The sequence below is a fragment of the Phormidium sp. FACHB-1136 genome (genome assembly GCF_014697375.1).
Classification (GTDB): Bacteria; Cyanobacteriota; Cyanobacteriia; order Phormidesmidales; family Phormidesmidaceae; genus Nodosilinea.
This window is the reverse complement of the sequence record NZ_JACJRS010000044.1, coordinates 18,536-38,076: the sequence shown is the minus strand read 5'-3', so window position 1 is coordinate 38,076 and position 19,541 is coordinate 18,536. Positions and strand designations below refer to the sequence as shown.

The 19,541-nt window shown below is 56.3% G+C and carries 29 protein-coding genes; 14 read left to right on the top strand and 15 right to left on the bottom strand.

Annotated features, from left to right (window positions below):
* Positions 1-16: 16 nt before the first annotated feature.
* From H6G62_RS14425 to H6G62_RS14355, 15 genes are all read right to left on the bottom strand, one after another.
* A complete protein-coding gene (locus tag H6G62_RS14425; RefSeq protein WP_190496315.1) occupies positions 17-1,276 on the bottom strand; it encodes a DNA repair exonuclease in 1,260 nt (419 codons plus the stop codon).
* Positions 1,277-1,297: 21 nt separating this feature from the next.
* A complete protein-coding gene (prfA, locus tag H6G62_RS14420) occupies positions 1,298-2,398 on the bottom strand; it encodes a peptide chain release factor 1 (RefSeq protein WP_190496313.1) in 1,101 nt (366 codons plus the stop codon).
* Positions 2,399-2,549: 151 nt separating this feature from the next.
* The gene (rpmE, locus tag H6G62_RS14415) at positions 2,550-2,789 is read right to left on the bottom strand and encodes a 50S ribosomal protein L31 (protein WP_190496312.1); all 240 of its coding nucleotides are present in this window, start codon (positions 2,787-2,789) and stop codon (positions 2,550-2,552) included.
* Between the two features lie 64 nt (positions 2,790-2,853).
* Positions 2,854-3,267 (bottom strand): 30S ribosomal protein S9, encoded by a 414-nt coding sequence (rpsI, locus tag H6G62_RS14410; RefSeq protein WP_190496310.1) that lies wholly within the window; start codon positions 3,265-3,267, stop codon positions 2,854-2,856.
* A complete protein-coding gene (gene rplM, locus H6G62_RS14405; protein WP_190496308.1) occupies positions 3,267-3,725 on the bottom strand; it encodes a 50S ribosomal protein L13 in 459 nt (152 codons plus the stop codon). Before rplM ends, rpsI begins: the two co-directional genes overlap by 1 nt.
* 65 nt (positions 3,726-3,790) lie before the next feature.
* Positions 3,791-4,663, bottom strand: coding sequence for a tRNA pseudouridine(38-40) synthase TruA (gene truA / locus H6G62_RS14400; RefSeq protein WP_190496306.1), 873 nt, complete (start codon positions 4,661-4,663; stop codon positions 3,791-3,793).
* Positions 4,664-4,692: 29 nt separating this feature from the next.
* The gene (rplQ, locus tag H6G62_RS14395) at positions 4,693-5,043 is read right to left on the bottom strand and encodes a 50S ribosomal protein L17 (RefSeq protein WP_190496304.1); all 351 of its coding nucleotides are present in this window, start codon (positions 5,041-5,043) and stop codon (positions 4,693-4,695) included.
* Positions 5,044-5,124: 81 nt separating this feature from the next.
* A complete protein-coding gene (locus H6G62_RS14390; protein WP_190496302.1) occupies positions 5,125-6,075 on the bottom strand; it encodes a DNA-directed RNA polymerase subunit alpha in 951 nt (316 codons plus the stop codon).
* A gap of 59 nt (positions 6,076-6,134) precedes the next feature.
* Positions 6,135-6,527, bottom strand: a complete 393-nt coding sequence (gene rpsK, locus H6G62_RS14385) for a 30S ribosomal protein S11 (RefSeq protein WP_017297653.1) — start codon at positions 6,525-6,527, stop codon at positions 6,135-6,137.
* A gap of 126 nt (positions 6,528-6,653) precedes the next feature.
* Positions 6,654-7,037: a 30S ribosomal protein S13 gene (rpsM, locus tag H6G62_RS14380; RefSeq protein ID WP_190496301.1), complete on the bottom strand. Its 384-nt coding sequence runs from the start codon at positions 7,035-7,037 to the stop codon at positions 6,654-6,656.
* 184 nt (positions 7,038-7,221) lie between these two features.
* A complete protein-coding gene (rpmJ, locus tag H6G62_RS14375; RefSeq protein ID WP_071527191.1) occupies positions 7,222-7,335 on the bottom strand; it encodes a 50S ribosomal protein L36 in 114 nt (37 codons plus the stop codon).
* Positions 7,336-7,611: 276 nt separating this feature from the next.
* Positions 7,612-8,013 carry a photosystem II protein Psb27 gene (psb27, locus tag H6G62_RS14370; RefSeq protein ID WP_190496299.1) on the bottom strand — a complete coding sequence of 134 codons (402 nt, stop codon included), beginning with the start codon at positions 8,011-8,013 and terminating at the stop codon, positions 7,612-7,614.
* A gap of 233 nt (positions 8,014-8,246) precedes the next feature.
* Positions 8,247-10,109: a R3H domain-containing nucleic acid-binding protein gene (locus tag H6G62_RS14365; RefSeq protein WP_190496297.1), complete on the bottom strand. Its 1,863-nt coding sequence runs from the start codon at positions 10,107-10,109 to the stop codon at positions 8,247-8,249.
* Between the two features lie 41 nt (positions 10,110-10,150).
* Positions 10,151-11,392: an LdpA C-terminal domain-containing domain gene (locus H6G62_RS14360; protein WP_190496295.1), complete on the bottom strand. Its 1,242-nt coding sequence runs from the start codon at positions 11,390-11,392 to the stop codon at positions 10,151-10,153.
* 125 nt (positions 11,393-11,517) lie between these two features.
* A complete protein-coding gene (locus H6G62_RS14355) occupies positions 11,518-11,985 on the bottom strand; it encodes an NAD(P)H-quinone oxidoreductase subunit N (RefSeq protein WP_190496293.1) in 468 nt (155 codons plus the stop codon).
* Between the two features lie 614 nt (positions 11,986-12,599).
* On the opposite strand from H6G62_RS14355, the gene rplC reads away from it, so the two are divergent.
* The 14 genes from rplC to rpsH all read left to right on the top strand — a co-directional run bounded on the left by rplC (position 12,600) and on the right by rpsH (position 19,479).
* Positions 12,600-13,235: a 50S ribosomal protein L3 gene (rplC, locus tag H6G62_RS14350; protein ID WP_190496291.1), complete on the top strand. Its 636-nt coding sequence runs from the start codon at positions 12,600-12,602 to the stop codon at positions 13,233-13,235.
* A gap of 65 nt (positions 13,236-13,300) precedes the next feature.
* Positions 13,301-13,933: a 50S ribosomal protein L4 gene (gene rplD, locus H6G62_RS14345; RefSeq protein ID WP_190496289.1), complete on the top strand. Its 633-nt coding sequence runs from the start codon at positions 13,301-13,303 to the stop codon at positions 13,931-13,933.
* Positions 13,926-14,225 carry a 50S ribosomal protein L23 gene (locus H6G62_RS14340; RefSeq protein WP_190496287.1) on the top strand — a complete coding sequence of 100 codons (300 nt, stop codon included), beginning with the start codon at positions 13,926-13,928 and terminating at the stop codon, positions 14,223-14,225. Before rplD ends, H6G62_RS14340 begins: the two co-directional genes overlap by 8 nt.
* Positions 14,226-14,281: 56 nt before the next feature.
* Entirely contained in the window at positions 14,282-15,145 is an 864-nt protein-coding gene (rplB, locus tag H6G62_RS14335) for a 50S ribosomal protein L2 (RefSeq protein ID WP_190496285.1), read from the top strand.
* A 54-nt stretch (positions 15,146-15,199) separates the two neighbouring features.
* A complete protein-coding gene (rpsS, locus tag H6G62_RS14330; protein ID WP_190496283.1) occupies positions 15,200-15,478 on the top strand; it encodes a 30S ribosomal protein S19 in 279 nt (92 codons plus the stop codon).
* Positions 15,479-15,496: 18 nt separating this feature from the next.
* Complete coding sequence (gene rplV, locus H6G62_RS14325; protein WP_190496281.1) at positions 15,497-15,853, top strand: 50S ribosomal protein L22; 357 nt, start codon at positions 15,497-15,499, stop codon at positions 15,851-15,853.
* Between the two features lie 110 nt (positions 15,854-15,963).
* Positions 15,964-16,698 (top strand): 30S ribosomal protein S3, encoded by a 735-nt coding sequence (gene rpsC / locus H6G62_RS14320; RefSeq protein WP_190496279.1) that lies wholly within the window; start codon positions 15,964-15,966, stop codon positions 16,696-16,698.
* A gap of 60 nt (positions 16,699-16,758) precedes the next feature.
* Positions 16,759-17,178 (top strand): 50S ribosomal protein L16, encoded by a 420-nt coding sequence (rplP, locus tag H6G62_RS14315; protein ID WP_190496277.1) that lies wholly within the window; start codon positions 16,759-16,761, stop codon positions 17,176-17,178.
* 3 nt (positions 17,179-17,181) lie between these two features.
* Entirely contained in the window at positions 17,182-17,436 is a 255-nt protein-coding gene (gene rpmC, locus H6G62_RS14310) for a 50S ribosomal protein L29 (RefSeq protein ID WP_190496275.1), read from the top strand.
* A gap of 18 nt (positions 17,437-17,454) precedes the next feature.
* Positions 17,455-17,706: a 30S ribosomal protein S17 gene (gene rpsQ / locus H6G62_RS14305; protein ID WP_190496273.1), complete on the top strand. Its 252-nt coding sequence runs from the start codon at positions 17,455-17,457 to the stop codon at positions 17,704-17,706.
* Positions 17,707-17,717: 11 nt separating this feature from the next.
* Positions 17,718-18,083, top strand: coding sequence for a 50S ribosomal protein L14 (rplN, locus tag H6G62_RS14300; RefSeq protein ID WP_190496271.1), 366 nt, complete (start codon positions 17,718-17,720; stop codon positions 18,081-18,083).
* A complete protein-coding gene (gene rplX / locus H6G62_RS14295) occupies positions 18,083-18,430 on the top strand; it encodes a 50S ribosomal protein L24 (protein ID WP_242052020.1) in 348 nt (115 codons plus the stop codon). Before rplN ends, rplX begins: the two co-directional genes overlap by 1 nt.
* Before the next feature lie 74 nt (positions 18,431-18,504).
* The gene (rplE, locus tag H6G62_RS14290; RefSeq protein WP_190496267.1) at positions 18,505-19,050 is read left to right on the top strand and encodes a 50S ribosomal protein L5; all 546 of its coding nucleotides are present in this window, start codon (positions 18,505-18,507) and stop codon (positions 19,048-19,050) included.
* 27 nt (positions 19,051-19,077) lie between these two features.
* Positions 19,078-19,479 carry a 30S ribosomal protein S8 gene (gene rpsH, locus H6G62_RS14285; RefSeq protein ID WP_190496265.1) on the top strand — a complete coding sequence of 134 codons (402 nt, stop codon included), beginning with the start codon at positions 19,078-19,080 and terminating at the stop codon, positions 19,477-19,479.
* The last annotated feature ends 62 nt before the right edge of the window (positions 19,480-19,541 follow it).

The window sequence follows — 19,541 nt, the reverse complement described above, 5'->3', positions numbered from 1 at the left end:
GTCGCTACCGATGTCGCTACCGATCAAGATCCAACAGTTGTCCAACAAACTGATACAGGTCGGTTTCATCGGCCCCCCCCAGTTGTCGATCCTTGAGATCCGTCAGCCCTAGGGCCAGCGGTTCGGCCTTGCTTTTATAGTCGTGGTGGGCGGCCAGCATATCCATAAAAATGGCCTGTTCAATGGCTAAACGGTTTTGCCCTTCAACAATGGGGGTTTGATAGGCCACGGCCTCGGCATCGTATTTCAGCAGCACAAACAGCGCCTCGCTGCTCTCCCGAAGTTCCTCCTGTAGGCTACGGGTATCGAGTTCCAGTCGATCAAAGCCCACCTGTCCGGTAATCCGCAGTTCCAAAATGGGATTCAGCGCACCTTCCGGCAGGCGTTTCATCCCGGCTACCACAGCCTCGTGACATTGGGCGCGTAGCTCATCGACCGTCTCGTCACCCTTGGCCGACACCTCCAGACGGAGAATGGGGCGTTGAACGTAATCGGTTTGCAGTTCCGGGCGTAAACCCTGATCCGTTACCTCAACTAGATAAGCTCCCCGGCGATGGACGCTTTCTTCTACATTGTTCGCCTCCAGGGATCCGGGGTTAAACACCCAGCCCTCGGCCTCATACTGGCGATGGATGTGCCCCAGGGCCAAGTAATCCACCCCCGCCGCCCGGAGGGGAAGCAGATCGGTATAGCGCAACGCCCCAGCGTAGCGGGCAATTTGGCCTTCCAGACCGTGGTGAAACATCAGCACCGTTGTGTCAGGGCCGGGGGGTAGATCCTGAATGGCCGCTGCCATCTGTTCAATCGCTCTGGGTGCCGTCGATCCATACCAGTTTGACCCAATCACCCGCACGCCGCAGTCCAGGTCATAGTAGCTGCCCGTGCGCGTTTGGGGATTCCAGGGCACCAAAAAATCTCCCCCCAGTTTGGGATCTTGGGGCTCCAGCAACATTAGCAACCCCCACTCCGAAAGATACTTCAGCCAACTGGTGGTCGTGCCGTAGGGGCGGTTATCGTGGTTGCCCTCAATGGCAAAGACCGGAATATTGGCTTTTTGTAGCGCCTGGAGGCAGATCTGCGCCTGGTTGAGGGTGGCAGGCTTAATGTTGCGGTGCTCGAAGAGATCCCCCGCAATTACGACGAAATCAACCTCGGCCTGGACGGCGTACTTGTCCAGGGTGGCTTGCAGGGCGTAGAAAAAATCCTTGGTACGCTCCGGACTGTTGTAGCGGTCAAACCCCAGGTGAATATCGGCAATGTGCAGAAATCGAGTCATGGGGTACCCTCCAGTAGCGCCCTAGACCGGGGACGACTCCGCCGCCAGTTCCTCCAACCGTTCCTGCTGATCCCGGCTAACACAGGATTCGACTAAATCGTCGATGTCCCCTTCTAGAACAGGAACCAGGGTAAAGTTTTGGTTGAGGCGATGGTCGGTGACGCGGTTATCTTTGTAATTATAGGTGCGGATTTTTTCAGAGCGATCCCCACTGCCCACCTGGGAACGCCGCATGGAGGTCACAGCATCCTGCTGTTCCCGCAGCTTGATTTCGTAGAGCTTGGCCCGCAGAATTTGCATGGCCCGCTCCCGGTTTTTAAGCTGGGAGCGCTCCTCCGTACAAAAGACCCGGATACCCGTGGGTTTGTGAAACAGGTCAACGGCGGTTTCCACCTTGTTCACGTTTTGCCCCCCAGCTCCACCGGATCGAGCCGTAGTCAGTTCGATATCCTTCGGGTCGATCTCGACTTCTACATCGTCCACCTCTGGCATAATCGCCACCGTGGCCGTTGAGGTATGGACTCGTCCCCCCGCCTCGGTGACGGGTACCCGCTGCACCCGATGCACTCCAGCCTCAAATTTAAGCTTGCTGTAGACCCGATCCCCAGCAATTTCTAGGATGGCCTCCTTAAAGCCCCCCATGTCCGCCGCCGATTCGCTCAGGAGCTTCACAGTCCAGCCCTGGCTTTCCGCATAGCGAGAATAGAGGCGGACGAGATCCCCGGCCCAAATACTGGCCTCATCGCCCCCAGCCCCGGCCCGAATTTCCAGCATGATGTTCTTGTCATCATTGGGGTCACGGGGCAGCAACAACACCTTCAGTCGCCCCTCTAGGGTCACTAGGCGTTCCTCTAATTCGGACACCTCTAAAGCCGCCATTTCCCTTAGGTCAGGATCGCTGGCGGATTCTTTGTAGACTTCCCTCGCCCCCGCCAACTCTTCTTTGGTCTGTTTCCACTCCTCGTAAGCGTTGACGGTCTCTTCCAGGGAAGAACGGGATTTGGCAATGCGCTGAAACTCATTGGGATCCTGCGCGACATCAGGATCCGCTAGCCTGCGGGTTAGATCTTGGAAAGTTTGCTCAACAGAATTGAGCTTTTCAATCAAATACGCTTCAGCCATGGTGTTCAACGCCTGCCCTATGCCAAAGGAAAACTAACCGCCTTACGTCTCTCCATCCAGCGAGCCTGGTCCGTCAGGATGGCAACCAACACCCTCCACCCATCGATTTTAAATATCAGGGATGGAAGCCGATGGTGCGTAGGAACTGGGGCTAAGCCTTATCTTCGGCCTTGGTTGCAGAGGTATCCGCCATACCATACTTGCGCAGGAAGCGCTCCACTCGACCCTCGGTGTCAATAATTTTCTGGGTGCCCGTGTAGAAGGGGTGATTTCCCGACCACACATCGACGTGGAGTTCAGGCTTGGTAGAGCCCACGGTCATAATTTCCTGACCATCACAGAAGACCTTGGCCTCTGGATACCAGGTGGGATGAATGTCAGACTTAGCCATAGATCGTGCCAAAAATGATAGACATAAAAGAACATCGATCCTCCCAAGAGGGAGGCCCAGAACATTAGCGTTTCGAGAACTGGGGAGCCTTGCGAGCTTTTTTCAATCCGTACTTCTTCCGCTCCTTAGCCCGAGGATCGCGGGTGAGATACCCTTCCACCTTAAGGGGCTTGCGGTTTTCCGGGGCCAGTTCACACAGTGCCCTTGCCACACCAAGGCGAATGGCATCGGCCTGTCCGGTCAATCCACCGCCTTTGACGTTGACCAAAATGTCGTAGTCGTTTTCCAGACCCAGGACTTCCAGGGGAGCCTTGGTGGACATCAGGTAGGCCGGGTTGAACTGCAAATACTCATCACCGGGACGCTTGTTGATGGTGAGTTGTCCGCTACCGGGCACTAGACGCACCCGAGCAATGGCAGACTTGCGGCGACCGGTACCCCAGTACACAGCGCGTTCAGATTTATCGGTGACCTGCATTACTTCACTTCTCCAGGAATCGTGTTGATAACAAGGGTTTGGGGAGACTGAGCTTGATGGGGATGATCTGGCCCAGCATACACTTTGAGCTTCGTGAACTGTTGACGACCCAAGGTGGTTTTGGGCAGCATTCCCTTCACCGCTTGCTCAATAATTCGACCAGGGATACGCGCCTGAAGTTTGTCAAAGGTCTCGGTTTTCATCCCGCCCGGACGCCCAGAGTGGCGACGGTAGAGTTTAGTTGTCGATTTGCGACCCGTCACTACTACCTTGTCGGCGTTCACCACAATTACAAAGTCCCCAGTATCCATATTAGGGGTGAAGGTTGGCTTGTTCTTGCCCCGCAGAATGGTGGCAATTTCCGTCGCCAGACGGCCTAGCCGCTGACCTTCTGCGTCAATCACGTACCACTGGCGATCAATGGTCGCTTGGGGGGGGATGTAGGTTTTGGTTGTCATAGCACTGTTATCCGTTGTTTAGGCATTCTTTCGAGAGCATCCGCACAAACCCTAGGTTTGGTTGACTAGGCAGCAACCGTACCCAGATAAAACTGAGGCTGGGCATCAAACCACAGATCGCGGGGAAAGGGAGAGGGGTGATAGCCTACCCTCAGCAGGCATAATCCCTGGGCCGGAGCGGAATATTTGACCCGTTCCCGTTGCCGCTCCTGCCAAAGTTGGTGAAAGCTTGCGGGAGACATTTCCCCCTGACCTACTTTGACCACCAAGCCCATAATCAGCCTTACCATACCGTATAGAAATCCCTTGGCCTGGAGTTCTACCGTGAGGAAATCCCCCCGGCGTTGGCACAGTGCCTCCTGAAGATCGACCCAGGAATGGGGCTTACCAGAGCGCGCCCGGTGAAAGGCGGTCATGTCGTGGTAACCCACCAGTGTATCCAGCGCAGCTTGAATTCGCCCTTGGTCAAGATCGTGGTGGTGGTAGTGCCACACAAAGGGGCGTACAAACAGGTTGGGGCAGGATCCAGTGTATAGGGTATAGCGGTATCGTCGCCACTGGGCCGAGAACTGAGCGTGCCATGACTCCCCCACCCGCACCGAAGCACGAACAAGGATGTCCTGGGGCAAACGACCATTCAAAACATCGGCCCAACGGTGGGCAGGAATAAAGGCCGGGGCGTCAAAGTGAGCCACTTGGGCCGCCGCATGAACCCCTGTATCGGTACGTCCGGCACCGCTGACCCGAATGGGATAACCTACCACGGCAGCTAGTGCCTGCTCCAGTTCTCCCTGCACGGTTCGAGCATTGGGTTGCCACTGCCAGCCATGGAGTTGACTGCCCACATACTGCACAACCAGGGCGACCCGTTGAGTCGGTTGGCCAAACTCAACGGGGTTAGCCGCAAGGCTACGCTGGATGGGAGAACGCTTTTCCATGGTTCGCAGGAACACCACCGGGAAGATGCTTAGGTGAGCTCAATGATGGCCATCTCGGAGTTATCTCCCCGACGGCTGACGGTTTTCAGGATGCGGGTATAACCACCCTGGCGATCTGCGTAGCGCTCTGGGGCTTCGGTGAACAGAGCGTGGACAAGCTGCTTGTCGTAGATATAGCCAAGGGCGCGGCGACGGGAGGAGAGAGAACCATCCTTAGCTAGGGTGATCATTCGATCCGCTTCCTCTCGCACCGCTTGGGCACGGGCTTTGGTGGTGGTGATTCGCCCATGGCGGATCAGTTCGGTAGTAAGTGCCCGAAGCAGGGCTTTGCGCTGATCGGCAGGCTTACCTAGTTGATGAACGCGACAACGGTGGCGCATAACTCTTAAACTCAGGTGAACAATAGAAAAACAACGATGACAACTCACAGTACCGCTGGGGCAAACGGCGAGACGATAGCCCTAGGCAGTTTTAGACGCCTTTTCTACGGGCAGAGTAATTCCCAACCGCTCCTGGAGGGCTTCGATCACTTCCTCCGCTGACTTTTGACCAAAATTCTTGATCTCTAGGAGGTCTTCTTGGCTAAAGTCCAACAGATCGGCAACAGAGTTGATTTGAGCCCGCTTGAGGCAGTTGTAGGCCCGCACCGACAACCGTAATTCCTCGATGGGAATCTGGTTGTTCGGATCGTCGGTTTCCTTTTCCTCATCGTCAAACTTGGGCTCAAGGGTGACATCCTTCAGCGGCATGAAGAGGTTAACCAGGATATCGGCAGCTTGGCTCATGGCCTGCTGGGGGGTAATGCTGCCGTTTGTCCAGATATCCATGGTGAGCTGGTCTTTCTGCATAGATCCAGAAACGACGACTTCGTCAGCGGTGTAATTGACTTTGCGCACGGGCATGAACACCGAGTCAATCTGGATAAAGTCGAGGGCGGTCGCATCATCCTTACTGCGATCCACCGCTCGATAGCCGTGGCCCCGCTCAATGCGAAACTCCATTTCGAGGGTATGTCCATCGGCCACAGTGGCAATGTATTGATCAGAGTTGACAACCTCAACCTCGGAGGGTAAGTCAAAGTGACCAGCGGTCACTCGCGCTGGCCCTTGAACCAGCAGCCGACCAATTTGGGACTGGCTGGAGTGACTTCTGAGGATGATCTCCTTCATGTTGAGGAGAATATCCAGCACGTCTTCTCGAACGCCAGTAATGGTAGAGAACTCATGGGTTGCCCCAGCAATCCGTACGGCGGTAATCGCGACGCCCTCTAGGTTGGAGAGCAAAACTCGCCTAAGCGCATTGCCTACGGTAATACCCTGACTACGCTCCAGGGGCTCAATAACAAAGCGCCCATACTGCCCTTGATCGGGCTCTACTACTGACTCGATGCAATCTACATGAAACTGTGCCACGGTGCCGCCTCCCTTTATCCTCGATAGACCTAGCTGGACAAATCAATTATCCCAGCACCCTAAACCCTCCGACGCTTGGGGGGACGACAGCCATTGTGGGGAATGGGCGTGACATCACGAATCAGGGTGATCTCTAGACCAGCTCCCTGGAGGGCTCGAATCGCGGTTTCACGTCCCGCACCGGGGCCACTGACCATCACCTCAATTTGGCGCATCCCTTGATCCATGGCGCGTCGAGCCGCACTGTCGGCGGCGGTTTGAGCGGCAAAAGGGGTTCCTTTCTTGGCTCCTTTAAACCCGCTAGAACCCGCTGATGCCCAGGAAATGGCTTCCCCCGACTGGTCGGTGATGGTCACAATCGTGTTGTTAAACGTGGAGCGAATGTGGGCAACGCCGCTGGGGATATTCTTTTTACTCTTGCGTGGACCCGTTTTTCGAGTTGGTTTGGCCATGGTGCTGTCACTAAATCACTGTAAACATCGACAATTAATAGACAGTCAAAAAACTCGCTACGGATGTCAGCGAGCTTTACCTATCACAGGCGCTTTGAGCCAAAACCCAAAGCTAGGGTTGGGGGATTACTTCTTGGGCGCTTTCTTCTTGCCAGCCACCGTACGACGGGTACCGCCTCGACGGGTGCGAGAATTGGTGCGAGTCCGTTGTCCCCGAACGGGTAGCCCCGCCCGATGACGACGCCCACGATAGGAGCCAATGTCCATCAAACGCTTGATGTTCATGCTCTCTAGACGGCGAAGATCCCCTTCCACCTGGTAGTCGCTCTCAACGGCATCCCGTAACTTAGCAACATCCATATCGGTGAGATCTTTCACCCTGATATCAGGGTTGACACCCGTTTTCTCTAGAATTGCTTTGGAGCGGGTCAGGCCAATACCATAGATATAGGTCAGGCCAATTTCAACTCGTTTGTCGCGTGGCAAGTCCACGCCTGCTATCCGTGCCACCTAAACTATCTCCCCAAACGTTGAGCTTAAAATCTCACAGCATTGATGCTGATGGCTAAAGTCGCGTCTCACACAGCCGCCTAGCGCCAAAGGCACCAATCCAAGAGGGCGACAGAGCGTTCCCGAAACTATCCAATTCCCACACTACACTCGGTAAACCCATGGCCTACCCTCCTAAACCTCGCTAACCTTGGCGTTGCTTGTGCTTAGGATTAGAACAAATCACCATGACTCGCCCTCGGCGGCGAATCACCCTACACTTGTCGCACATTTTGCGAACAGACGCACGGACTTTCATGTCCAACTCGCACTTCACTTCACTACAGAATTGCTATCCTAGCAAAGGGATGCCCCAATCGTCAAATGATGATTTTGAGCCTTTCCAGGCATTGAGGATCCCCGCTCCCCGCTCACGAACCCTGGATTAACGGAACCTGGCCATTGACCTTTAGATGGTTGAGCGCTTGTGAAGTCCCGGTGAATGGATGGAGGGGGACAGGCTGTGGAATAGCTGTGGGGAATTAAAAAACCCGCGCAGGGCGGGTTTTGGGTTGACGGGGATGGTGAGAGCGGGTTAAGCCTCTCGTTTTAAAGCAGCCTCGACCTGCTTCAATTCTTGTTCAACGCGAGTTCTGAGTTTTTCGGGCAGGGGACGATTGGGATAGGAACTGTAGTGGCCAGCAATGGCATTGAGAGCCGTACGCATAGTGGTGAAGGAGCTGAGGGTCGCCACGGAGGCATCCCGGCGGTAGCGAGAAGCAAAGTCACTAATGACCACTTTGGCCGTTGCTTGGGCCTCTGCCTTGGCGGGATCGTCGTCGGGGAGAGTGATGGCGGTTCTGAGGCTATCCACCAGCATGAGGGTATCTTGGCGATAGTCCCCAGAGAGCATACCGCTAGTGCCAGCGCTACAGCCAGTTAGGCCAATGACCGCAACAAGCATCAGCGCAAATAAGCGGGAAAGTAAGGTTTTCATAGGCGTCTTTGAAGGATTTCAAGGCCGAACGACCAGCGATCAGGGCCGATTAAGCGTCATTCAGGTCTTCTTATTTTATATTGAGCGGTGGTCTCCACGACTCTCTGAGCTAAATCGATCCATGAGCCCACCCTGCGATCCGGCCATGGGGGCGAACGAGAAATTGATCAATCGCCTGAGAATCGCCTGAGACAAGTGCTTTTGACCTTGGTAACTAGGGTTTGTGTCCGTCTTCAGGCGGGATAGATCCGCAGACGTCGATTGGGTTCTTCACCGCAACTGAGAGACTTCAGACGATAGTGCTCCGCCAGTTCGTGCTGCATTTTCCGAATTCGGGCCGAACGGGGCAGTAACTCGACGGGCTGTCCCTTGGGAATCACAATTTGCTCCACGGCGAGGCGGGCTTCCTCTAGGGCTTCTAGCTCATCTTCGCCGCCATTGCGGGTAAAGAGTTCGAGGTTAAGGTCTTCAGGGCTGTCGTCCAAGCGCAGCAACCGTTGTAGAGCGCGGGTAATTTGGGGGATGCTGTTCGACTTCACTAAATGTACGGGCAGATGCCGTCCCTGGGCCATGTGTTTGAGCTTGGCCTGGGTTTTGCTGTGGGAACGCAGGGCCAACACTGCATCGGCACTATCTAAATCCTTGGTGATGATCAGCGGCATTCCCAGGGTTTGAATGACCCGTTCAATTTGATGACGGCTGACACCATAGGGATAGAGGCGCAGGAGATCCTCGCCATTGGGGCCGAGATCGTCTCGATCCTCTGCCGTTTCCAGCAGATCCATCCATTCCGATGCAGGTTTGGGCAAGGGATCATCGCTACCCAAACTGGCTCTGAGGTAGTGGCTACCCTGGCTGTGACGGCCTGGGGCGGCAAGGCTGGCGGGAGTAGGGCTGGGCGGTGTCATTTGGCCTGCGGCTCGCCACCCCATCCCTGACCGAGAGGGTTTGGCCACCTCCCGACCGGATCCGGGCAATTCGTGGGTGATCATGACCCGTTGCTGTTCGTCCAGGGTGCGCACTTGCATCCCCGGTTGCCGTCCTCGCAGCAGATTATCGATGGTCATCGTGACATCGTCGTGGATGACCCACCGCTGCCGTTCTAGCATTTCCACGGCAATGTCGAAGGTGGGAGGGGCTTTGCGCTCTAGAACGCTTTTTTGGCTGCCCCGGCGTCGGGCTTCCTCGTCCCCCAGGGTGACGGATTGGATGCCACCAATCAAATCCGAAAGGGTGGGGTTTTTAATCAGGTTCTCCAGGCGGTTGCCGTGGGCGGTTCCCACCAGCTGAACGCCCCGCTCAGCAATCGTACGAGCGGCCAAGGCTTCTAGCTCAGTGCCAATTTCGTCAATGACGATCACCTCTGGCATGTGGTTTTCCACCGCCTCGATCATCACCCGGTGCTGCTCCTCTGGGCGGGCCACCTGCATTCGCCGAGCCCGACCAATGGCGGGATGGGGGATATCGCCATCGCCCGCGATTTCGTTGGAAGTATCAATAATGACGACCCGCTTTTGCAAATCATCGGCAAGGACGCGGGCAATTTCCCGGAGGGCCGTGGTTTTGCCCACCCCTGGCCGCCCCAGCATCAAAATCGACTGGCCCGTTTCCACCAAGTCCCGAATCATGCCGATAGTGCCAAAGACGGCTCGGCCCACCCGACAGGTCAGCCCAATCACTGCGCCGGATCGGTTTCGTATGGCGCTAATCCGGTGTAGGGTTTTTTCAATTCCGGCTCGATTGTCGCCGCCAAAGGCTCCCACCCGCTGAATGCAGTGCTCCAAATCGGCGTGGGTAATGGGGGTTTCTGCCAAGTATTCAACGGCACCAAAAAAACGGGCTTCCGGCAAACGTCCCAAATCCAGCACCACTTCCACCAGGGTTTGCCGATTGGGATGTTGTCTTAATAGATCTCGCAGGGCCGGGGGCAAAATATCTAGGAGTTGATCCAGATCGTCCGTCGGGCTGGGGTGAATACTGTGGGCATGAATGTGATCTGGGCTGATACTTGAAGCATGGGCGGGCTGGGCTGGGGCAGACCAATCAACCGCTGAGGATTCGTTGGCCGAAGACTGTTCGCTGTGATCGCTAACCATAGAGTGTTTGGAACCGATGTCCATAATTCTAGGACAATCCACTAAAATCCGCTTTCTCCCCAAGCTACCTTCCCCATGGCGGAGGGCGTGATTTCCTGCCCCTGCTTGATTCCCCCTACCAAGTGCCGCGCCTGATCAATGGCCGCGACCAGATCATCCAAGCCCCCTAGACGGTCTGGAGGTTCTTTCGCTGGGGGCACTGGGCATTGGGAAGAAGTCGATGGATGAGTACCCAAGGTCTCCCCATTAGCGGCCTGGGGCCAAGGCTGAAGCCAGGGTTCGAGGTAGGGCTCCAAGGTTTCTAGCAGAGGCATCATCAGCGTCCGGGCATAACTGCCATAGGCAATCCCTGCCACCCAGGGATGCGGGGTATGGCCTAGGTCATTAGGGTACAATTCTGCCAGCGGGGGACTCAGGGGATTCGCCCGTTTCAACCAGCCCAGTTCCCTAAGTTTATGGACGGTATGGGCATTGGTACCGCCCGCCAGTTGGACATAGCCCGGTAGATCAGCGGCCAGGACTTTTTGGGCCAAACGCAGGGTGGCATGGGTGGTGCCTTTGCCCAAATCACCACTCATAGGGCGACCATCGGTTTGCCAAATCAGCGGCAGGGTGAGGGGTGCCATCAGATGGTGCAACGCTTTCAGATATTCCACGATGTTCGGATTGTCTGGACAACTGACGGAAACCAGCTTGATCTGCCCTCTCCAGGGTTCAAGACGTTGCCACAGGGCGGCGAACTCTCGCTGACGCCCAACGTGGGTATGAATTTCTACGGCATCGACCTGGTTCAGCGCCTCCGGGAGGAAGTCTTCGGGGCGGGCTAGGTGGGCTTGGGCCACGATGTTATCAACCGGACAGACCGCGATGCACCGTCCGCAGCCATAGCACAGGCGAGGAACCACTCCGCCCTGCCCGTGATCTGGGAAATGAATGGCATCGGTTGGACAAATGCTCTCGCAGGGCCGAGGACAATCCGGGGGACAGTGGGCCGCATCAAAAAAGGCCTTGCGAAAGTGGGGATCCGCGCTGTCGTTCAGACTCACCATCAACCAGGGCAAATCATCCTTCAGGCGATGCGTCAGAGCATGGGGCGGCTGGGGAAGAAGGGAATCCCAGGATCCAACGGCACGACTCGCCTGCGCTTCCAGCCGTTTTGCCACGATCATCGCATCGGCTACCCCCTGACGCGCCGCAGCGACAACTGCCACATCAGCGGCAACGTCAACACAGTCCACCCCAGCCAGGGCATACACCATCGCCAACCGACGAATGGTCGGCATATCCTGATAGCTCGCACCACAAATCAACTTAACCCACTGCCCTGTCTGTAGCGAACGGTAGGGCGATGGCAACACGACATCGGTGGTAGATGGCAGGAAGGGCACGTCAAACGGTTCCGCTTGACCTAGAGCGAGTTCGCCAAGGGTTCCCAGCTAAAGTAGCGCTCTCCACCCATTTCCACGACGACTCGCACGCGGGGCTCGACTTGGGGCAAATTCACCAGATAGGCCAGTTCTTGACGGGAAAGAATATGTCCTTCGATCAGCCACAGCACCATGCCCTTCGCCTTGGGAGCCAGGGTTTCTAGGCGATAGGTCAACATCGGCGGCACAAAATAGGTGTAACCCACGGCGGCGGAATTGCCCACAGTCTTCTTGCCCAAGTGGGGCGGACGCACCCCGTGAACATCGGTCAAATAGGCGGCAATATCGCCTAGCCCTCGGGCCGTGAGGTTCATCGTTTCATAGCCCTTGGCCTTCAGCCGACGCTCATAGCGACCCTCAAAGCCGCCTTCTAAGGGCATTCGCACCGCAATGGCCCGGTGGGTTTCAACGTCACGAATGAACCCTTTACCAGTGGTCAATAACGCCATACTCGCCCTCAAGTCGTCGATAACAATGGTTGATTCCAAGATTCAGAACCCTGTCCAGTAGTCCTAGGCAGAGCGCAAGGCCCGCGTTTCTCTCAGACTACAGTCCCAACACTACAGAAATTGTAATGCCATTGCGGCGGGATATCGACGGCAATTCACCCAGGATTCCCTAGGGTTGCGATAATCAGGGCTAATCACTGGATTTTTCACCGTCTTGCCGCAAGTGTGGCTCCCGCTGTGCCGTCAAGCCGACTGAATCGTCCTGTCCTGATCGCCTATCCAAAAAACTTTTGTTGTGACTATAGACATATCCATTTGAGGACTGTAATATAGTAAATCGCCGCTGAAATGGATACTGAGGGGTCAGCGCACCACTCAAGTCCTGGCAAATGGCTGTTTCGGTTCAGGGCCAGATAACGGCTGAGATCTTTACAGGTCTTCTCCTTGAGCCTTCAGAAGCCAGCTTTCTTTTGAATAGTGACCAATCGAGTCAAGGAAGCTCACTGAGCTTTCGCGTCTGAGTGACGTTCAAAAGTTGACGTAGTTGAGATGCGCATCAGCCTTCTGAGAAGGTGAAAGCGCATTTTGTAGTGTGTAAGTTAGGGAGAAAGGCTGTGGCAGTCGGTATTCTCGGCAAAAAGCTGGGCATGACCCAAATATTTGATGACGCGGGGAACGCCGTCCCGGTCACTGTCGTCCAGGCTGGGCCTTGCGTAGTCACGCAGGTGAAGACTCCAGATACCGATGGCTATGCGGCGATTCAGGTCGGTTTTGATGAAGTGGCCGAAAAAGCCCTCAACAAGCCCGAACTGGGGCACCTGGCAAAATCCGGCAGCGCCCCCCTGCGCCACCTCAAGGAGTATCGGGTGGATGCGGCGGACGGTTACGAACTCGGCCAAGCCATCACCGCTGAATCCTTCGCGGCTGGCCAGCTCGTGGACGTGACGGGCAAGAGCATCGGTCGTGGGTTTGCGGGCTATCAAAAGCGCCACAACTTCCGTCGTGGCCCCATGGCCCACGGTTCCAAGAACCACCGTCTGCCTGGTTCCACCGGAGCAGGTACCACCCCTGGCCGTGTCTATCCCGGTAAGCGGATGGCGGGTCAGTTGGGCAACACCCAGGTGACGGTTCGGAAGCTGGAAGTGGTGCGGGTAGACAACGAGCGTAACCTGCTGCTGATTAAGGGCGCAGTTCCGGGCAAACCCGGTGCGCTGTTGAGTGTTGCCCCGGCCAAGTGGGTGAAGGCCTAGTCCCTCAAGCATTGAGATGGGCCATTTTTGAGAGACTTTCGGAGTTGTAGGGATAGGTCAAGACAATGGTTGAGTGCGCCGTAAAAAACTGGGAGGGCCAAGAGGCTGGCAGCGCGACTTTGGATCTCAAGGTCGCCAGCGAAGAAACTGCCTCTCACATCGTCCACCGTGCCCTGGTGCGGCAGATGCATAACGCACGGCAAGGAACGGTATCCACCAAAACCCGCGCCGAAGTGAGCGGGGGTGGTCGTAAGCCTTGGCGTCAAAAAGGTACGGGTCGGGCGCGGGCTGGCTCCAACCGTTCTCCGCTGTGGCGGGGCGGTGGTGTCACCTTCGGCCCCAAGCCTCGCGATTTCAGTGTCAAGATGAACCGCAAGGAGCGGCGTCTGGCTCTGCGTACCGCGTTCCAAAGCCGGGTGGATGACCTGATTGTGGTCGAAGCCTTCGCCGATAAGTTCGAGCGTCCTAAGACGAAGGAACTGATCGAAGCTTTGGGCCGCTGGGGCGCGGATGTGGAGGGCAAAATCCTGCTCATCATCTCCGAAAAGCAGGAACTGGTTTACCTGTCTGCCCGCAACATCGAAAACGTCAAGCTGATCACGGCGGCGAATCTCAACGTCCATGACCTGCTTGTCGCTGACCAGATTGTAATTACGTCCCCCGCCCTTGAGGCCATTCAGGAGGTTTACTGTGACTAATACTGCGCCAACCCTGGCTGACATCATTCGTCGCCCCCTGGTGACTGAGAAGGCTACCCTACTGCTGGAAAATAACCAGTACGTCTTCGAGGTGGATCCCCGCGCCACCAAGTTTGATATTGCGGACGCCATCGAAGAACTGTTTGAGGTCAAGGTGGTCTCTGTGAACACCTACAACCCTCCCAAAAAGAAGCGCCGCTATGGTCGCTTTGTGGGCAACCGGGCTCACTACAAGCGGGCCATTGTCACCCTCGCCGCTGGGGACTCCATTCCCCTCTTCCCCGATCTCTAAGGAATTTGATCTTAGAGACTTCCGCAACCTTTGCCGTGTAGCCAGCAAGTATTTCCATGGGCATCCGTTCTTACCGACCTTATACCCCGGGCACGCGTGAGCGAACTGTATCCGAGTTTGCCGAAATCACCCGCAGTGAACCCGAAAAGTCGCTGACTCGCTCCAAGCATCGTCCCAAGGGGCGCAACAACCGGGGTGTGATCACCTGCCGCCATCGCGGCGGTGGCCACAAGCGCCTCTACCGGGTGATCGATTTTCGCCGGGATAAAGTCGGCGTTCCCGCCAAGGTCGCCTCCATCGAGTACGACCCCAACCGCAACGCCCGCATTTCCCTACTCCACTACGAAGATGGGGAAAAGCGTTACATCCTGGCTCCCGCTGGCTTGGCCGTGGGCAGCACCGTGATCTCTGGCCCGGATTCGCCTTTGGAAGTCGGAAACGCGCTGCCTCTGTACAAAATTCCCCTCGGTACCACGGTTCACAACATCGAGATGCAGCCTGGAAAAGGCGGTCAGATGGTGCGTTCCGCTGGGGCAGGTGCCCAGGTAGTAGCCAAGGAAGGGGACTATGTCACCCTGAAGCTGCCGTCTACGGAAGTGCGGATGGTGCGGCGCGAGTGCTACGCCACCATTGGCCAAGTGGGCAACGCCGATGTGCGGAACGTCAGCCTGGGTAAAGCGGGGCGTAAGCGCTGGTTGGGCCGTCGTCCCGAAGTGCGCGGTAGCGTGATGAACCCGGTGGATCACCCCCACGGTGGTGGTGAAGGTCGGGCTCCCATTGGCCGCTCTGGGCCTGTTACCCCTTGGGGTAAGCCTGCTCTGGGCTTCAAGACCCGCAAGAAGAAGAAGGACAGCGACAAGTATGTGGTGCGGAAGCGCCGTCGGGTGTCCAAGCGGGGACGCGGTGGACGGAATGCCTAGGCTGGGCAATGGACGTAATTGGACGGTATCAGATTGTTGTGTAGGGACTGAATCATGTCGCGCTCGTTGAAAAAAGGGCCTTTTGTGGCTGACCACTTACTCTCAAAAGTTGAAGCCCTCAATGCGAAGGGCGACAAGCAGGTGATTAAGACCTGGTCGCGGGCTTCGACAATTCTGCCCCAAATGATTGGGCACACCATCGCCGTCCACAACGGTCGTCAGCATGTTCCCGTCTACGTGACGGAGCAAATGGTGGGGCACAAACTGGGTGAGTTCGCCCCCACGCGAACCTTCCGAGGCCATGCCAAAAGTGATAAAAAAGCGCGTCGTTAGGTAGAGGAAGTTAGAGACATGGCTGTAGATACCTCTGAGCAGGTTAAGGCAGTAGCCAAATATGTCCGGATGTCGCCCCGCAAGGTTCGTCGGGTGCTCGATCAAATCCGGGGCAAAAGCTACCGCGAAGCGCTGATTATCCTGGAGTTCATGCCCTACAAGGCCTGTGAACCCATCATCAAGGTGCTGCGGTCGGCGGTGGCCAACGCTGAGCACAACAATGGCCTTGATCCGGCGAATCTGGTGATCAGCGAGGCCTTCGCCGATGCTGGCCCGACCCTGCGCCGCTTCCGCCCCCGTGCCCAAGGTCGGGCTTACCAAATCCGTAAACCCACCTGCCACATCACCATCGCCGTTGCTCCAACGGTCGATTAGGGCACCGGGCCAAGGCTTGATTGAGCCCCGTTGAGTATTCAGCACCGTCCTTGCTTCGCAGCAAGCATTCAGCAGCAGTCGTTCAGCAGCACTTTGAAGAGGGTTAGTTCGTGGGACACAAGATTCATCCAACCGGGTTTCGCCTAGGCGTGGTTCAGGAGCACCGCTCCCGCTGGTTTGCGGAGGGGATGCGCTACCCTGAACTGCTCCAAGAGGATCATCGTATTCGCGAGTACGTTCAGAAGACCCTGAACAATGCGGGTATCGCCGACATTCGGATCGAGCGCAAGGCCGATCAGATTGATCTCGAAGTTCGCACCGCCCGTCCTGGGGTAGTGGTGGGCCGAGGCGGTGCCGGGATTGAATCCCTGCGGGTGGGCCTGCAAAAGCTGCTGAAGGACTCCAGCCGTCAAATTCGGGTCAACGTGGTGGAAGTTAGCCGGGTGGACGCCGATGCGGCCCTGGTGGCAGAATACATCATCCAACAACTGGAGCGTCGGGTGTCCTTCCGTCGGGTGGTGCGTCAGGCCATTCAGCGGGCTCAGCGAGCTGGGGTGGAAGGCATCAAAATTCAGGTGAGCGGTCGTCTGAACGGCGCGGAAATCGCCCGGACGGAGTGGACTCGCGAAGGCCGAGTGCCCCTACACACCCTGCGGGCCGATGTGGACTACGCCTACACCACCGCCCAAACCACCTACGGCATCCTGGGCGTCAAGGTGTGGATCTTCAAGGGTGAGATCATCCCCGGCCAAGAAGAGCAGGCTCCGGCTCCTAGCAATGCCCAGCCTCGTCGCCGTCAGCCTCGCCGTCGCCAGCAATTTGAAGATCGCTCCAACGAAGAATAACGGCTGACCCGACGTTTTCTCGAACTAACTTTTGACCTGTGAATTGACGAGTGCCGAGCCATGCTTAGTCCAAAACGAACAAAATTTCGCAAGCAGCACCGTGGTCGTATGCGCGGAATGGCCCAGCGGGGCAGCGACATCAGCTTTGGGGATTTTGCCCTTCAGGCCACCGAGCCCTGCTGGTTGACCTCCCGCCAAATTGAGGCCGCCCGTCGTGCCATGACCCGCTATGTTCGCCGGGGTGGGAAAATCTGGATCCGAGTGTTCCCCGATAAGCCCGTCACCATGCGCCCCGCTGAAACCCGGATGGGTTCCGGTAAAGGGAACCCCGAATACTGGGTGGCCGTGGTGAAGCCCGGTCGAATTGTCTTTGAAATTGCTGGGGTGCCCGAGGCAACGGCCCGTGAAGCCATGCGACTGGCGGCCTTCAAGCTTCCCTTCAAGACCAAGTTTATTGTTCGAGACAGCAAGGAGGCCTAGGTTATGGCATTGCCCAAGATTAAAGAGGCGCGGAGCCTGAGTGATGCTGAGCTGCTAGAGGCCATCGTTGAAACCAAGCGCGACCTGTTCCAGCTTCGGTTTAAAAAGGCGACTCGCCAGCTTACGAAGGAAGTCCATCAGTTTAAGCACGCTCGCCATCGTCTCGCTCAGTTGATGACGGTGCTCCGGGAACGGGAACTCGCCGCCGCTCAAACGGACGATGCGACTGCGGCGACAGCAGAATCGGTATCAGCATAGGGGAGATAGGGAATCCAGATGGCGGTTAAAGAACGAGTAGGAACGGTGGTGAGCAACAAGATGGATAAAACCGTCGTTGTTGCGGTGGAAAGTCGATCCGCCCATCCCAAGTACGGGAAAATTGTGGTTAGCACCAAGCGCTACAAAGCCCACGACGAAGAGAATACCTGCCAAGAGGGCGACCGCGTTCGCATTCTTGAAACCCGTCCCCTGAGTCGGACGAAGCGCTGGGTCGTGGCTGACATTGTTAACAGAGCGGCAGACGCCTAGCGGGGGAACTCATGATTCAGCAAGAAACCTATCTCAATGTGGCCGACAACAGCGGCGCTCGCAAATTGATGTGTATCCGGGTTCTGGGCGGCAACCGTCGCTACGCCGGAGTGGGCGATGTGATTATCGCTGTGGTCAAAGACGCCATCCCCAACATGGCCGTGAAAAAGTCGGACGTGGTTCGGGCCGTGGTGGTACGCACCAAGAAGGGTCTGCGTCGCACCAGCGGCATGAGCATTCGCTTCGATGACAACGCAGCGGTGATCATCAACCAAGACGGCAACCCCAAAGGAACGCGGGTGTTTGGCCCCGTGGCGCGGGAACTGCGGGATAAGAACTTCACTAAGATCGTTTCCCTGGCACCAGAGGTACTGTAATGGCCACAGCGACGAAGAAACCAGTTCGGTACAAAATGCATGTCCGCAAGGGCGACACTGTCCAGGTGATTGCCGGACGCGACCGGGGCAAGGTGGGTGAAATCCTGTCCGTGAACCCCAAGAAAAGCCAGGTGATTGTGCAGGGCGTCAACATTCGCACCAAGCACGTCAAGCCCCAACAAGAGGGCGAGTCTGGTCAGATTGTGACCCAAGAAGCGCCGATTCACAGCTCCAACGTGATGCTGTATTCCGAAAAGGAAAAGGTCGCCAGCCGCATTGCCTACACCTTCGATAAAGACGGTCGTAAGGTGAGAATGCTAAAGAAAACGGGCGAAATCATCGACTAGGCGATAACCCCTTGTTGCTCTCGATCCTTTAGTTGTATTCCTGACCCAGCCCAGGAAAGAAGTAGATACCATCCATGACAGACCAGCTCAAAACGTTCTACAAAGACACCGTCGTACCGAAACTGATCGATCAGTTTAAGTACGAGAACATCCACCAGGTGCCTAAGGTTGTCAAAGTCACTGTAAACCGAGGTCTTGGGGAAGCCTCCCAGAATGCTAAGGCGTTGGAATCTTCCCTCAACGAAATCTCCCTGATTACGGGTCAACGCCCCGTGGTGACTCGCGCTAAGAAAGCCATCGCCGGGTTCAAAATTCGTCAGGGAATGCCTGTGGGGGTGGCCGTTACCCTCCGTTCGGATCGGATGTATTCCTTTTTGAATCGTCTGATCAACCTGGCCCTACCCCGGATTCGTGACTTCCGTGGGATTAGCCCCAAAAGTTTTGATGGTCGTGGGAACTACACCCTAGGTCTGCGGGAACAGCTCATTTTCCCCGAAATTGACTACGACGGTATCGATCAAATTCGCGGCATGGACATCACGATTGTGACCACGGCCAATACCGACGAAGAAGGGCGAGCGCTACTCAAGGCATTGGGTATGCCATTCCGGGACAACTAACACAGGTTTATACGCGAAATTAGGACTATGGCTGCTAACGACACAATTGCGGATATGCTGACTCGCATTCGGAATGCGAACTTGGCGCGGCACCAAACCGTGAATATTCCCTCGACCCGGATGACTCGGAGTATTGCCAAGGTACTCAAGGAAGAAGGGTTTATCACCGATTATTCTGAGGCAACTGAGGATGATCGGCCTCAGTTGGTGATTGCCCTGAAGTACAAAGGTAAAACTCGTCAGCCCATTATTCGCAACCTAACGCGTGTTAGTAAGCCTGGTCTGCGGGTGTATTCCAACCGGAAAGAACTGCCTCGGGTGCTGGGGGGCATCGGGATTGCAATCATTTCTACCTCCAGCGGCATCATGACCGACCGCGATGCCCGTCGCCAAGGGATTGGCGGTGAAGTACTCTGCTACGTCTGGTAAACCAGCGGCGGTTTTGGGTTCGGGTCATAGGCGTTTGCCAAAGGCCCACTGTTATTGAGTGC